The 14,989-nt window shown below is 65.1% G+C and carries 12 protein-coding genes and 1 other RNA gene; 5 read left to right on the top strand and 8 right to left on the bottom strand.

The features are described 5' to 3' along the window. The first annotated feature begins 105 nt into the window (after nucleotides 1-105). Together U1700_RS02750 and U1700_RS02755 are read left to right on the top strand one after the other, a co-directional pair. The gene (locus U1700_RS02750) at nucleotides 106-2,130 is read left to right on the top strand and encodes a M13 family metallopeptidase (RefSeq protein WP_332749919.1); all 2,025 of its coding nucleotides are present in this window, start codon (nucleotides 106-108) and stop codon (nucleotides 2,128-2,130) included. A gap of 59 nt (nucleotides 2,131-2,189) precedes the next feature. Next, nucleotides 2,190-4,226: a M13 family metallopeptidase gene (locus tag U1700_RS02755; RefSeq protein WP_332749921.1), complete on the top strand. Its 2,037-nt coding sequence runs from the start codon at nucleotides 2,190-2,192 to the stop codon at nucleotides 4,224-4,226. Between the two features lie 33 nt (nucleotides 4,227-4,259). Here the strand turns inward: U1700_RS02755 and U1700_RS02760 are convergent, their stop codons facing one another. From U1700_RS02760 to ssrA, 3 genes are all read right to left on the bottom strand, one after another. Then, nucleotides 4,260-6,263, bottom strand: coding sequence for a response regulator (locus tag U1700_RS02760; protein ID WP_332749923.1), 2,004 nt, complete (start codon nucleotides 6,261-6,263; stop codon nucleotides 4,260-4,262). A 75-nt stretch (nucleotides 6,264-6,338) separates the two neighbouring features. After that, on the bottom strand, nucleotides 6,339-8,381 hold the full coding sequence (locus U1700_RS02765; RefSeq protein ID WP_332749925.1) for an amidohydrolase family protein: 2,043 nt from the start codon (nucleotides 8,379-8,381) through the stop codon (nucleotides 6,339-6,341). A 120-nt stretch (nucleotides 8,382-8,501) separates the two neighbouring features. Beyond that, nucleotides 8,502-8,865, bottom strand: a transfer-messenger RNA (tmRNA) gene (gene ssrA / locus U1700_RS02770). 108 nt (nucleotides 8,866-8,973) lie between these two features. Between ssrA and U1700_RS02775 the strand changes: the two genes are divergently transcribed. Both U1700_RS02775 and U1700_RS02780 read left to right on the top strand, forming a co-directional pair. Continuing rightward, nucleotides 8,974-9,255 carry a hypothetical protein gene (locus U1700_RS02775; RefSeq protein WP_332749926.1) on the top strand — a complete coding sequence of 94 codons (282 nt, stop codon included), beginning with the start codon at nucleotides 8,974-8,976 and terminating at the stop codon, nucleotides 9,253-9,255. A gap of 132 nt (nucleotides 9,256-9,387) precedes the next feature. Beyond that, entirely contained in the window at nucleotides 9,388-10,137 is a 750-nt protein-coding gene (locus tag U1700_RS02780) for an NUDIX hydrolase (protein ID WP_332749928.1), read from the top strand. A gap of 201 nt (nucleotides 10,138-10,338) precedes the next feature. On the opposite strand, the gene U1700_RS02785 is transcribed toward U1700_RS02780, so the two are convergent. Continuing rightward, entirely contained in the window at nucleotides 10,339-10,617 is a 279-nt protein-coding gene (locus U1700_RS02785) for an SWIB/MDM2 domain-containing protein (protein WP_332749929.1), read from the bottom strand. 77 nt (nucleotides 10,618-10,694) lie between these two features. Then, entirely contained in the window at nucleotides 10,695-11,507 is an 813-nt protein-coding gene (locus tag U1700_RS02790) for an LD-carboxypeptidase (protein ID WP_332749931.1), read from the bottom strand. Nucleotides 11,508-11,553: 46 nt separating this feature from the next. On the opposite strand from U1700_RS02790, the gene U1700_RS02795 reads away from it, so the two are divergent. After that, nucleotides 11,554-12,942 (top strand): Mur ligase family protein, encoded by a 1,389-nt coding sequence (locus U1700_RS02795; protein WP_332749933.1) that lies wholly within the window; start codon nucleotides 11,554-11,556, stop codon nucleotides 12,940-12,942. Here U1700_RS02795 and U1700_RS02800 read toward each other — a convergent pair. The 3 genes from U1700_RS02800 to U1700_RS02810 form a co-directional block, all read right to left on the bottom strand. Continuing rightward, nucleotides 12,931-13,821: an alpha/beta hydrolase gene (locus tag U1700_RS02800; protein WP_332749935.1), complete on the bottom strand. Its 891-nt coding sequence runs from the start codon at nucleotides 13,819-13,821 to the stop codon at nucleotides 12,931-12,933. The genes U1700_RS02795 and U1700_RS02800 overlap by 12 nt on opposite strands. A gap of 38 nt (nucleotides 13,822-13,859) precedes the next feature. Further along, nucleotides 13,860-14,273, bottom strand: a complete 414-nt coding sequence (locus tag U1700_RS02805; RefSeq protein WP_332749936.1) for a holin family protein — start codon at nucleotides 14,271-14,273, stop codon at nucleotides 13,860-13,862. 68 nt (nucleotides 14,274-14,341) lie between these two features. Then, complete coding sequence (locus U1700_RS02810; RefSeq protein ID WP_332749938.1) at nucleotides 14,342-14,902, bottom strand: glycoside hydrolase family 108 protein; 561 nt, start codon at nucleotides 14,900-14,902, stop codon at nucleotides 14,342-14,344. Nucleotides 14,903-14,989 lie beyond the last annotated feature (87 nt).

A 14,989-nucleotide genomic window follows, 5' to 3' on the forward strand; every position in this document is an offset into this window, starting at 1 on the left:
GCCGTTCGCCTAACCCCCTGACCGTTGGTCGAAATATGCGCGGGAACGTTTCAGCGGCGACTATGTCCTTCTCCTCTTGTGTTCATTGTTCGGGATCCCTCGCCCATGTCCGTTCGCGTATTCCTTCTCGCCGCCGCCGCAACGATTGCGCTCGGCACGACCGCCGTTTCGCAGACGAGGCCAGTCTATGGCAGCTGGGGCTATGATGCCGCAGCGATGGACCGTGCGGTCAAGCCGGGCGACGACTTCTGGGCATTCGTCAACGGCAGCTGGGACAAGGCCACCCCGATCGCGCCGGACCGCTCGTCTGCCGGGCCGTTCGTGACGCTGTCCGATCAGTCGGAAAAAGACGTTCGTGCCATTGTCGACAGCCTCGCCAACGCACCCCAGCGGACCGCGCTCGGCGGCCAGGTCGGCGACTATTATGGCAGCTTTATGGACACCGCCGCGATCGACGCCGCCAGTGCTGCGCCGCTCAAGCCCTATCTCGCCCGGATCGGCGCGGTAAAGTCGCGCGCACAACTCGTCGCGCTCTTCGTCCAGCCGGGTTTTGCAAGCCCGATCGACCTTGGCATCACTGCCGATTTCAAGGACCCGGCGAAATATGTCGCCACGACCGGCCAGAAGACGCTGGGCCTGCCTAACCGCGCGTATTATCTGGGCACCGACGCCAAGATGGTCGGCTATCGCGCCGCCTATCGCAATTATATCCAGACAATCCAGCAGCTCGCCGGCCTGCCCGGCGGCCCGGCTTCGGCCGATCGCATCATCGCGCTGGAGACGGCGCTGTCCAGGGCACAGTGGGAACCCGCCGACCGCCGCAACATCGACAAGATCTACAATCCGATGAACCAGGCCCAGCTGATCAAGCTGGCGCCGCAATTCAACTGGAACTCGACGCTCGCCGCTTATGGCCTGCCGGCCGCGCCGACGATCATCGTCACCGAACCTTCCGCCGTCGCGGGCGCGGGATCGCTGCTGTCGTCGGTGCCGCTGTCGACGTGGAAGGAATGGTTGGCCTTCCGCTTCGCATCGGATCACGCCGGCCTGCTTTCAAAGCCGTTCGACGACGCGCGCTTTGCTTTCTATTCCAGAGAGTTGAACGGCGTCCAGGTCCAGCGCGAGCGGTGGAAGCGCGGCGTTCGCGCGGTCAACGGCGCGATGGGCGAGGCGGTCGGCGAGATTTACGTGCGCGACCATTATCCCGCCGCATCCGAGCGCCAGATGACCGAATTGATCGGCAATTTGCGCGATGCCTACCAGGAGCGGATTTCGCATAACAGCTGGATGGACGAGGCGACCCGCAAGGAAGCGTTGCTCAAGCTTGCTGCGTTCGAGCCGCGCATCGGGCACCCCACCAAATATATCGATTATTCGACGCTCAAGGTGATCAAGGGTGACCCGCTCGGCAATGCCCTGCGCGCCGAGGAATTCGGGCATCAGCTCGAGCTGTCGCGCTTTCCCAAGCCGGTCGATCGCAGCCTGTGGGGAATGACCCCGCAGACGATCAACGCCTATTACGACCCGTCGAACAACCAGATCACCTTTCCGGCAGCGATCCTGCAGGCACCGTTCTTCGATCCGGCGGCTGACGCGGCGACCAACTATGGCGCGATCGGCGCGGTCATCGGCCATGAGATGGGCCATGGCTTCGACGACGAAGGGCGCAAGTTCGACTCAAAAGGGTCGCTTCGCGACTGGTGGAGCCCGGCAGCGGTCAAGGCCTATTCGGCGCGCACCGACAAGCTGGTCAGCCAATATAATGCGTTCAGCCCCTACCCCGGGGTCAACGTCAACGGGAAGCTGACGCTGGGCGAGAATCTTGGCGATCTAAGCGGGGTCGAGGCGGCTTATGCGGCTTACCAGAAATATCAGGCCAAGCATGGCGCGGCGCCCGTGATCGACGGGCTGACCGGCGACCAGCGCTTCTTTATCGGCTATGCCCAGGCGTGGCAGGAAAAGGATCGCGAAAATGCCGAGCGGCAGCAAATCCTGACCGACCCCCATTCGCCCGGCAAATATCGGGTCAACGGCATCGTCCGCAATGTCGATGCCTGGTACAAGGCGTTCAACATCCAGTCGGGCGATGCGCTTTACCTCGCGCCTGACCAGCGCGTACACATCTGGTAAGCCTGTGGGGCGTCATTCGCGGCGCCCCCTTTTTTTGCGCCCCTATCCGGAGACAGTCGATGCGCCCCTCTCACCTGTTGCTGCTTGCCGCCGCGAGCCTGTCGCTGGCCGCCCCCGTGATCGCGCAGACGGCGGGCAAGCCGGTTTATGGCAGCTGGGGCTATGACGCTGCGGCGATGGACCGCGCGGTCAAGCCGGGGGACGACTTCTTCGGCTTCGTCAACGGAGCATGGTATAAAAAGACCGATATCGCCCCGGACAAGACGTATGTCGGAATAGATTCAGTGCTCAACGACGAGACCGACCGGAATGTGCGGGCAATCGTCGAGGATATGGCCAAAAACCCGGCGCAATCGGGACGGATCGGGCAACAGGTGGGCGACTTTTACGCCAGCTGGATGGACACGGGCCGGATCGAAGCACGCGGGGGCGCGCCGTTGAAGCCCTACCTGGCGCGCATCGCCGCCGCGAAGTCGCGTACCGACCTGGTGACGCTGTTCGCCGAGCCGGGCTTTCCGGCGCCGATCGGGCTGGGCATCAGCCCCGACCTGAAGGACCCGACGCGCTATACCATCTATACCGGCCAGGGCGGCCTCGGCATGCCCAACCGTGATTATTATCTGCTCTCCGGGGCCAAATATGACGGCTTTCGCGCCGCCTACCGCGCCTATGTGATCAAGCTCCAAGGGCTCGCCGGCATTGCCGATGCCGCGGCCAAGGCCGACCGGATCATCGCGCTGGAGACAGCGATCGCGAAGATCCACTGGACTCCCGAGCGCGAGCGCGACGTCAAGGCCAACTACAAACCGATGACCCGCGTCCAGCTGGCAAAATTGGCGCCGCAGTTCCAGTGGCCGCTGCTGCTCGCCAAGTCGGGCTATGGTTCGCAAGCCAAGGTCGTCGTCGGGCAGGACAGCGCGGTCGCCGCCGAAGGTCGATTGTTCGCCGCGACCCCGCTGTCGACGTGGAAGGATTATACAACGTTCCACTTCATCGACGGCCACGCGCCCTATCTGCCGAGCGCGTTCGACAATGCCCACTTCGGTTTCTACTCGACCACGCTTCGCGACGTGCCAACCCAGCGCGACCGGTGGAAGCGCGGGGTCGACCTGGTCAACGGCTCGCTGGGCGAGGGCGTCGGGCAAATCTACGTGGCGCGCCACTATCCGCCCGCCAGCGATGCCGAAATGGGCGAGCTGATCACCAACATCCGCGCCGCGCTGGGCGACCTCATCGGGCGCAATGCGTGGATGGACCCGTCGACCAAGCGCGAGGCGCTGGCGAAGCTTGCCAGCTTCGATCCGCGCATCGGCCATCCCAAGAAGTATCTCGATTATTCGTCGATGGAGATCCGCCGCGACGACCTGCTCGGCAATGTCATGGCGGCGGAGAAATTTGGCCACGCGCTTGAGCTCAAGCGGCTGCCCAAACCGGTCGACCGTTCGCTGTGGTACATGACCCCGCAGACCAACAATGCCTATTACGACCCGTCGATGAACCAGATCACCTTTCCCGCGGCGATCCTTCAGGCGCCCTATTTCGATCCCAACGCCGACCCCGCGTCAAACTATGGCAGCATCGGCGCGACTATCGGCCACGAGATTGGCCACGGCTTCGACGACCAGGGGCGGCAATATGATGCGACCGGCCGGCTGCGCGACTGGTGGACCCCCGCCGCCGCCAAGGCCTATGAGGCGCGCACCGCTGAACTGGTGAAGCAATATAATGGCTATGAACCCGTGCCCGGGGTGCACATCAAGGGCCAGCTGACGCTGGGCGAGAATATCGGCGATTTGGGCGGGCTCGAAGTCGCTTACGCCGCCTACCGCCGTTATGTCGCGCAGCATGGCGAACCGGCGCTGATCGACGGGCTGACCGGGGACCAGCGCTTTTTCATCGCCTATGGCTATTCATGGCAGACCAAGCAGCGCGAGGGCGCACTTCGGGCGCAATTGCTCACCAACGAACACTCGCCAGCGACTTATCGAGTCAACGGCGTCGTCCGCAACATGGACGAATGGGTTGCCGCGTTCGGGGTAAAGAGCGGGGACAAGCTGTACTTGGCGCCGGCGGAACGGGTGCATATCTGGCGTTAGGCTTTATTGCGATCACCCAAACACTGGCGCAGGTCAGCCCTGCGCGCCTTTCTCATGCCTCAGCGCCGCCACCATCTCCAGCAGCGTGGCATTGCCGAACGGCTTGGCGAGGACCGGGGTGCCCGGGGCGGCGGTGGCGATGGCGTCGCTGTCCGAATAGCCGCTAACGATCAGGAAGGCCGTGTCGGGGCAAAGTATGCGCGCGCGGCGAATGACTTCGGCGCCGTTCATCCCGGGCATGGCGAAATCGACCAGCACCAGGTCGAATTTGCGCTGGCTGATCGCAGTGAGCGCGGTCGGACCGTCGCTGACCGCGTCGACGACATGGCCCGCCTCCTCGAGTGGGCGGACGATTGCCGAACGTACCGCAGCGTCGTCGTCGACCACTAGCAGGCGAAGCGGGGCAAGTTCGGCCGGCTGAGTCGAACGCACGGAGTCGGCCAGTGCCTCGCCCTCCTCGCAGCGGCGAAGGTAGATGGTTACCGTCGTTCCGCTGCCTTCGACCGAGGCGATTTCCAGCCGCCCGCCCGATTGCTCGGCCATGCCGAACGCCTGCGCCAGCCCCAGACCGGTGCCGTGACCTAGCGCCTTGGTGGTAAAAAAGGGCTCCATCGCGCGGCGGCGGGTCGGCTCGTCCATCCCCTCGCCCTCGTCAGTGACGGCGATCGCGACCTCGCCCGTGGCAGGCTCGCCGCTGCCTACGACGCGCACCGTGATAGTCGATCCGGCGGGCGCAGCGTCGCGCGCGTTGATCATGATGTTGAGCACGGCCAGCTCAAGCTGGGTGACGTCGCCGAGCGCGCAAAGCGAGCGGTCGGCAGCGATGATCGCCAGGTGATGCGAGTCGCCGATCGACTGGCGGAACAGGTCGGCAATCTCGTCAAGCATGGTTGCGATGCGGATCGATTCGATGCGCATCTTCTGCTTGCGCGAGAAAGCGAGCAGCTGCGCCGTCAACTTGCCTGCGCGCTGGGCCGAACTCAGCGCGCCGAGCAGCAGTCGCCTGCTGCCCGCATCGGTGGTCGGCTTGTTGGCGACGAAATCAAGCGCGCCGAGCACCGGCGTCAGGAGATTGTTGAAGTCGTGCGCAATCCCTCCGGTCAGCTGGCCGAGCGCTTCCAATTTCTGCGCCTGCTCCATCCGATCGCTGATCCGCCGGCGCTCGGCAATCTGGCGAAGCGCGAACCATAGGAGGATCGCGGCGAGCAGCAGCGACAGCAGCGCGGCAACCCCGAGCGACTGGATAAACCGCCGCGCGCGGTCGTCGACCTGGTAGGATTTGAGCGCGACATGGCTCGACCAGCCGGTCAGCGCCGAGCGGCGATAGGCGGTGAAATTCTCCATCCCCTCAAGCGTGAATCCACGATAGACGCCGGCGAGCGACCGCGCCGACACCGCGCCGCGCAGATATTTCGATCCCGACGTCCCGAAGCGCTGATCGCCATTGACCGTGCGCGCGATAAACCGGCCGGCGGGATCGACCACCGCGCTGACGGCATAATCGCCGCTGGCTGGAGGCAACATCGCGACCAGCTCGCGGTTGCTGACGAACAGGCGGACGGTCGCGGGCCTGCCGGCGACCAGCGCGCCATGGGTGAACACCATGCACGGACAGCCATCGCCGCGAGCATAGCCGGCGAGATAGGGGGCGGCACCAGCGCCCGGGACGGGGCGATCGAGCACGACGCTGCGCTTGCCCGCGCCGACATCAGCGATCGGCTCTCCGGGCGCATCGACCAGGGTGACGGCGACCCAGCCGGGATTGAGCGTAACCAATTCGGCCGCGCGGGCGCGGAAGCCGGGCAGGTCGCCCTTTTTCAGCGCGGTCGTCGTCGCCATCGCGGCCAGCGCGGCGAGATGCCGTTCGACCACGCCGTCTACCCGATATTGCAACGATTCGGCGGTCGACACCGCATTGGCCTCGATCGTGCGGCGTTCCTCGCGCGCCTTGAACCCAGCCTCGATGATCCAGAACATCAGCAACGGCACCAGTGCCGCGGCGGCTATCAGCCACGCCAGTCGCCGCAAATCACCCATGCGCCGCTTCTAAGCGATGCCGACTGGCAGGCAAGTCGTGCCAGACGCAATCCCCACCAAGAATGATCCACTGGCTCAGCGCGTCGGCCGTCCGCTGAAGCCCGATGCAGTACGCAGCGCGTCGCCATCCATCAGCACGCCGTCGAGCACGACCTTGTCGACCTGGCGCAGCGCGCCGAGCCTGGCCTCGACATCGCCATCGACCAGCACGAGGTCGGCGGTCTTGCCCGGGGCAACCGATCCGACCCGCCCGGCCATGCCGACCATCCGCGCCGGAATGATCGTCGCGGTCTGCAACGCCTCCGCATTGGTCAGCCCGGCCTGGTGGTACAGCTCGATCTCGCGGACCAATTCGACCCCCGAGCCGTCGGTCCCCGCGACGATCCGCACGCCTGCCTGGTGAAGCCGCCCGACCAGCCCGGCCATCTTGGCGAAGCTCTTGCGAAAATCGTCTCGGGTCAGCCCGCCGAACAGCGGATAGCCGGCAATCTTCCACCCTCGCGCCACGGCGGGCGGCGAAATGGCGACATAGGGCAAATAGGCGGGCGTCACGGCCGTCCCGTCGGACGCCATCAATTGCTCGAACACCACCAGCGTCGGGTCGACGATCGTCCCGCGCTTCGCGAGTTCGGCGTAAAATGCTTTCATGTCGGGCGAATCGAGGTCGACGTCCTTGGCATATTGCGCCGGCCCCTCGATCCGGGCGGCGGTATTGGCCTTGTCGACGACCGACTGGGGCATCGCCTGCATCATGATGAAATTGATGTGGGTGACTTCGTCATAGCCTGCACGAACCGCGTCGAGCGGGCGCATCCCGGCGGGGACATGGCCATGAACGTGGAGCCCGAGGCGATGCGCCTCGGCCGCACCGGGTGCAATCCACGCCGGATTCATCGAGGTGTAGAATTTGACGCCCCACATGCCCGCCGCCTTGATCTTGTCGACCGCAGCGATGGTCTCGGCCTGTGACGAGACGGTCAGCGCAATTTGCGCGGCGAGCGGGTCTTTGCGATCGATGATCACCGACACTTTGCCTTCGGGGGCGAGCAAATCGCCCGCAGCGCGGCGCCGGAAAATGCTCTGCGCCTCATCGATCATCGACCCGGGGCTGCGGTAATTGGTCATTCCCGTGGCGAGATTCTGGAGCAGGCCCCAGTCGTCCCCGCCGACGTGGAGATGCGAGTCCCACAGCCCCGGAAGCAAGGTCTTGCCGCGCCCGTCGATCCGCCGCGTGCCCGACGCGACCCGCAGCGATCCGCCCTTGCCGACTGCCGCGACCTTGCCATCGGCGACCAGAACTGCGCGGTCGGGCAGGAAGCGCCCGCCGACCGAATCGAACAATTTGACATGGTCGAACAGTGTCGGGCGGCGACCGGCCGCGCTGAGGAAACGGTGCGCGGTGGCGCGGACCATGTCGGCGGTGGCCTTTTCCTGGATCGCCTTCAGGGTTGGCGCGACCGCCTCATAGCCTTCGGGCATCAGCGAAATCGATCCGACTGAGGCGAAGAAACGGTTGTCGCTGGTCAGCCAAACCGGCGACGGCGCAAAGCCCGATCCGCTGGTGAAGGCAAGCTTCACCGTTTCGGGTCCGCGAGGGCCGACGATCCGGGTCGACTGGCCGATGCTGATCGACGCATGGCCCCCGGGCAGCAGGTCGATCCCCCTTGGCCCAGCCGCAACGAGCGCAGCAATGCCTTGCTCGTTCGCCAACCATGGCCCGCCATAGCTTTCGTAGCGCTTGGCCCCGAATGGCGCCGACCCGCTATCGACCGCAGTCGCCCAATTGGCGATGCCGTCTTTCCCGACGCTGAACTTCTCGCTGGCATCACCCGAATCGGTAAATCCGCGCACTTCGCTCGCAATCACGCGGCCGTCGGCACCAGACGTCACGACCTCGTCGGTCTCGGTGATCCAGCCGCGCAGCGACATCGACATTCGATAGGCGACGCGCCCGTCGGGCAGGCGCCATGACCAGACATCGCCATGCTTGGCGGCGGTCGAGCTGATCGTGAAATGGCGAGCGCCGTCGGGCACGACCATCAGCTGCTCTTTGGCCAACGGCGCAGCGGCAGCAGAGGTGGCGAAGCCCGCCAGAAGCATGAAACGAACAGCCGACATCGGTGATTTCCCCCGGATTGATCGCGGACAAGTCTGCGCTGGGGAAATGGGCGCGGCAAGCGCAAACTGGACCCGTCAAGGTCCGGGGGATTCTGTTGCCCGGCTCCCCCGGCGGCCGCTGGAATCCCCTTCTGTTGCCCGGTGGGGTCCAACCGCGCTTTTGTCATTATAACGTCAGGCCGTTAGGCCCTCAGTTACGCGGCAATCGCGAGTGCTACGTTGTCGTTGGCACTTGTGGTTATGAACGGTTTTACGGCGCATTCAGGCCGATCGGCAATCAGGACTTTATTGCACTCGTCGATCCTATTTCGCCCCCATCAGCAACGGCGCTTGGCTTCAAAAAAGCCGCGATCCGCCGCTGGTGGTGGAGGCGCCGGGGTACTGCCCCCCGGGTCCGAAATGCCTATTCCACCTAACATTCTACCGACATAGCCGGTTGCCCGGCGTGGCTGAGATAGGCGCGCGGGCGCGGTTTCGCAATGATTGACATATTGGCCGCCAGCGGGAACTTTGCATGCACAGCCGACGTTGGGACGGTCTGTGTTGCGCCTTGCGACATCGTTCTGCGTGACCATAACAAGGGGTTTATTCCATGAAGAAGTTTTCAATTCTACTGCTCGGTGCCGCGGCGCTGACCATGGCCGCCTGCCAGAAGAGCGAAAACAAGGTTGCGGCCGACAATGTCGAAGCCAATGTCGGCAACATCGCCGACAACCTTGACGCGGCCGCATCGAACACCTCGAACGACGCCGCCGCCGACACGCTATCGAACCAGGCCGACGCGCTCAAGGACAAGGGTGACAAGCTCGCTGACAACGTCGCCGCCGGCAACGTGTCGGAAGCGACCGCCAACAAGTCCGTCAACGCGATGTAATTTCGCTTCCTCGGCGCTTGCGTTGGAAGGACAAGACAGGAGGCCGGCGCCGGAAACGGTGCCGGCCTTTTTGTTGCCGGCCAACGGCGACGTCGGCCTTTTTTGTCGTCAGGCGATGACCTAAGGCAAGCCATGAACGACACGCCCGCCATCCCCGCCGCGACATTGATCCTGGCCCGCGATGTGCCCGGGGGCCCGCCTGAACTGCTGATGGTCGAGCGCGCATCGACCATGGCCTTCGCCCCCGGCGCGATGGTCTTTCCGGGCGGGCGGATCGACCCGGCCGATCATGCGCTGGGTGATGCGCTGGGGGTCAATCATGGCGCCGCGCTGGTGGCGGCAGTGCGCGAGACGATCGAGGAGACCGCGGTCCCGATCGCGCTGTCTCCGCTGCCCGACGCCGCGCTCGCCGCCGAGCTTCAGCGATCGCTGCTGGCCGAGCGGCCGCTGGCCGACGTCATCGCGCAGCACGGCCTGGCGTTCGACGCCAATTTGCTACTGCCATGGGCGCGGTGGCTGCCCAATCTGCACCTGGCGCGCCGCTTCGACACCTTGTTCTTCCTCGCCGAAGCGCCGCCCGGCGAGTGGCATCCGATCGTCGGCGAGGCAGAGAATCGAAGCGCCGAATGGCTTTCCGCGCGCGCCACGCTCGACCGCTGCGCCGCCGGGCGCGCGAGTATCATCTTTCCGACCCGCTGCAATCTGGAGCGGCTTGCCCTCCACGAAAGCGTTGCCGCGATGCGCGCCGACGCACTTGCCCACCCGGTCGAGACGATCACGCCGTGGGTCGAGGAGCGGAACGGGGAGCAGTGGCTGACCATTCCCGACCACCTCGGCTACCCGCTTTGCGCCGAAAGACTCGATCAAAGCCTGCGCGGCTAGAATCTGTTTCAGTCGAACGGAACCGGCCCGTACCCCCACCCGGCCAACCCATAAGATACACTGAGTGGGTTGGCCGGGTGGGGGTGCGGGCTGGTGCCGCACTCAGATTGGCTGAAAAAAACTCGAGTCGGATCGCGCCTGCGCCAATGAAAAAGGGCCCGCGGTTTCCCGCGAGCCCTTCGTCTCCCATGCGGGATACGGCTATGCCTTGAGGTGAGCCGACAGATGCTTGTTCATTTCGAACATGGTGCAGCTGTCCTTGCCAAACACTTTCTTGAGCTTGTCGTCCGCCAAAATCTCGCGCTTGTTGGCGGGATTCTGCAGATTATGCTTGCGAATATGAGCCCATACTTTCGACACCACTTCGCTGCGCGGAAGCGGGTCAGAACCAACCACTGCTGCCAGTTCAGGCGACGGGGTGACCGGACGAGCGAGCCCGCCCCCAGCCTTGCGCGGTGTACCGGTCGTTGCTTTTGCCATTTGGCCCTCCTGTTGTTCGGTGAGGAGATAGAGCGCAATCGCGCCCCCCTTGCAAGAGCGTAGCGCGACGAGGACGATTAACTTGCGGCAAGTGGAAAAGGGACAATGCGGTTACCGGCGTCGTGACCAATGTCTGCCGGTCCGGCAAAGGCGATTCCGGACCGCTCGCACCAGCCCCTAACAATGGCTTCCGCGTCACCGCGCCACGGCGGATCATTGGCGGGAACATCGCTCACACGGCCGAGCCGAAGCGAGTTCACGCGGCGGATTGCGGGGGACGAGGTGAGGTGGAACATCGCCCGGTCGATGCGATAGAGATATTCGGCGACATCCTCGATCATCAGGTCGATCCCGCTGAAATCGGGTTCGAGCGGAGTGCCGAGCAGGTTCGACAGCACGGTCAAGTTATAGGCCATCGCTGGGCCACCGATCCCGGGTTCGAGCGTCGCCGGATCGCGCCTCACCAGCCAGTCGAGCGAGCGCGCCACCGCAACCTCGCCGCCGCTGCGCAGCACGTCCTGGACCATCGGCCCGTGCGCGACCTTTAGTCCCGCCTTGTGAAACCCCGCCAGCAGGAAGCCAGCGTCGCTATAGCCAAGATAGGTCTTGGCCCGCGCCGCATCGGGCAGGTCGGCGAGCGCGCCCTCGGCAATGCGGTTCGATCCATAGCCGCCGCGCGCGAACCACACCGCGTCGATGCGGGGATCGGCCATCACGGTGCGCAGGGCGTTGAGGCGCAGACGATCGCTTCCGGCAAAGTGGCCATCGCGAAGCAGGCATTGCGGGTGGATCACCAGTTCGGCGTCGCCTCGCTTGGCCACCAGCGCCTGGACCCGGTCGGCTGCAACCTCACTCAACGCGCTGCTCGGCGCGACCACCGCAATCCGCATGCCCACTCCCTATGCAATCGGCTCGCCCCGCAATAGGGCAGCGGGCATGAGCAATCACTATCATTTCTGCGGCGTCGGCGGCAGCGGCATGCTTCCCCTCGCGGCCATCGTCCGGGCAGCGGGCTCGAAGGTCACCGGGTCCGACCGGGCGCTCGACGCCGGGCGACTGGGTGCCAAGTTCGACTATCTTGCATCGCTCGGGATCGATCTGTTCGCGCAGGACGGATCGGGATTGAGCGAGGGCACGACGCTGGTCACGTCGGCAGCGGTCGAGGCGACTATCCTGGATGTCGTGCGGGCGAATGAGCTTGGCCTTGCCCATGTCACGCGGCCGCAACTGCTTGCCGAGTTGATGAACGCCGCAGGCCAGTCGGTGGCGATCGGCGGCACCTCGGGCAAGTCGACCGTAACCGGGATGATCGGCTGGATCCTGTCGGCCTGCCACCGCCGCCCGACGGTGATCAACGGCGCGGTGATGAAGAATTTCGTGTCCGCGGCGGCGCCGTTCGCCAGCGCGCTGGTAGGCGATCCAGCGCTGTTCATCGGCGAGGTCGATGAGAGCGACGGATCGATTTCGCTCTATCGCCCGACGGTCGCGGTGCTGACCAATGTCAGCCTCGACCATCATTCGATGGAAGCGTTGCGCGCGCTGTTCGGCGACTTCCTCAAGGTCGCTTGCCGCGCGGTCATCAACCTCGACGATCCCGAAGCGCGGATGCTGGCCGACGAGGTGCCCGCGGGACAACTGCTCGGCTACGGCTTCGACAGCCCGAGCGCGGCGTTCGCGGCACGCAACCTCGAGCTATTACCCGATGGCGTGGCGTTCACCGTCGATCACGCCGGCGAGCAGGCGGCGGTACGGATGAGCGTGCCGGGTCGCCACAATGCCTCGAATGCGCTGGCGGCGCTGGCGGCGGTCAGTGCGCTGGGCGTGCCGCTGGCCGAGGCGGTCGCGGCGCTGGGCTCGTTCGCCGGGCTTCGGCGGCGGCTCGAGACGGTCGGGACGGCGGGCGGGGTAACGGTGATCGACGACTTTGCCCACAATCCTGACAAGATCGCAGCGTCTCTCGCCACGCTGACCGCGCAGCCCGGACGATTGCTGGTGATGTTCCAGCCGCATGGCTTTGGCCCGCTCGCCAAAATGGGCGACGAGTTGGCGCAGACTTTTGCCAATGGGCTTCGCGAGCAGGACGAGCTGTTTCTACCCGATCCGGTCTATCAGGGCGGGACGGTCGATCGCTCGCGGGGATCGGACTGGCTGGCCGAGGCGGTTCGCGCAGCGGGGTTCGGGGCGACCCATTTACCCGAGCGAAGCGCGATCGGCGACGCACTGATTTCCACCGCGCGCGTCGGCGACCGCATCGTCGTGATGGGCGCGCGCGACGACACGCTGAGCGAATTCGCCGCCGAGTTGGTGAAGAGGCTAGCTCCCTAAAATGCGGTGCAAAAAGGCCGCGCTGTCGGCCAGCGCGGGAGTGGTGCCGCGGAACGGTCTTGACAGCGATTTCGCCAGGTCGACATGGCCCTTGCCGGAATAGATTTTCAGCTCGACCGGGACGCCTGCGGCGGCCAGTTTCGCGGCCAGTGCCTGGCTGTTGCGGGGCATGACGATGTCGTCGGCGCTGCCCGTGGCGAGGAGCATCGGCGGGGCCGAACGGGTCACAAAGTTGATCGGCTGGGTCTCCGCCGGGCGGGGCCACGCCCCGAGCGCATCGCGCCCGCGCTGTTCGGTAAAGGGGTAAAAATCGTAGGGGCCGGACAGCAAGGCGGCCGCCTTGATCGTGCCGGCGGGCACCCCGGCATCGGCCAGATAATGCGGGTCGAGCGCCAGCATCGCGGCGTTGTACGAGCCTGCCGAATGCCCGGCGACAGCGATCCGGTCGGGGTCGCCGCCAAGCGCCGCGATATGATCGCGGGTCCATTTGACCGCCAGCGCGCCGTCTTCAATGAACGCCGGGAAGCGCACCGTCGGGACCAGGCGATAATCGGGGACGACGGTGATGAACCCTTGGCCTGCATAGCCGGCTCCGGCGAAGGCATAGCCGCTGCGCGACCCCGCGACCCAGCCGCCGCCATAGAGGAAAATGACCACCGGCAGCTTGTGGTTGGACGCCGCCTTACGGTCTTTGGCGGGTGCCCATACGTCGAGCTTGAGCCCAGTCGCCGGCGCGAAGGTAATCCCCTCGGCGACGCGTCGCGCGCCATGGTCGCCGGGGACGAACCGGTTGATCCCGCTGAGCAGGTTCGGCGGCGAGCAGGCCGAGGCCAAGGCGAAAAATGCCGGAACGGCGAGGCGGCGGAGAATATGGTTCATGGCATCCGTAACGCCGCCCCGATCAATCCGGACGCATTTTACCGCTCGACTCCCTTGATCTGGCCCCAGGTGCGTGCGGCGGTATAGCCGAGGTAGCCGGTGCCGAAGAGGGTGTAGAGTTCATTGGGGATGCCGCGCAGATAGGACGACATGCCGTTGCCGATGGCGCTGGCCATCGACGGCTGGACTGCGGCGATCAGCCCCATCGGGATTGACCACAGGATCAGCGCATACATGATGTAGAGGAACGACGGGCGTGCGCGGCTGGTCCACGGATCGGGCGACTGGGCTTCGGCGACAATCGCCTGCATCTGAGTCGCAAGGCTCGCCATTTCTTGGTCGCCCTGAAGCTTCAATAGTTCCAGCTTGGCACTGTCGCGGGCGCGCGGATCGGGAATGATGCGGTCGAGAAGCTGTGAAATCGGGCCGATGATACTGTCGAGTAAGGCCATGTCCTGTCTCCTTTTAGGGATCGAATGTTCACACATGTTCGCGGTCGTGACGATGCTTTGACGGGCGCCTATGTGCCGACGCGGTTCGCGAGCCAGCCGTAGAGGAAAGCCTCGTTGGCGGGGCGGCGCTCGGCCAGGCGGAGGTAGCGTTCACCCTGGAGCGCATCGAGCGCGCGCAGCAGGATGGTCTCCCCGGCCACCCCCCGAGTTGCGAGAAAGGCGTCGAGCGTGGCCAGCGTGGTGACGCCGATACGGCCGTCGGGGACGAGGTCGCTATAGTCGCGCGCGTTACGGTTAAGCGCGGTCAACGCGCGCTGGAGGAAGGTCGCCGCCACCGCCGGGCCCATGTTGGCGCCGGTGTCGAACAGTTCGGCGGCCAGCCGGGGGGCGCGGATTGCGACCGCATCAAAGCCCGGCCGGAGCCAGTAGAGTCGGCGATAGATAGCGACGGCCTCGGCCCGGGGAAATTCGCTCATTGCGCCACCGAACCCGTGCGCGCGGGCGACGGCTTCGGTGATGCCGAAGCGGGTCGCGCCGCCGCGATCGGCGGAGTTGGCGACATAGCCGCCTTCGCGGTCGATCAGGGCATCGATCAGAGCATCGATGGTAGGGCAGGCCGAATCGGTCATCTCATGTTCCTCGTTGGCGAATTGCATGAACCACATTGGTTATGGTGTAGGACAGTCTTTTTTTGGCGTCGGTGGAATTGCGGGTTT

This window comes from Sphingomonas sp. RB1R13 (assembly GCF_036663775.1).
Classification (GTDB): domain Bacteria; phylum Pseudomonadota; class Alphaproteobacteria; order Sphingomonadales; family Sphingomonadaceae; genus Sphingomicrobium.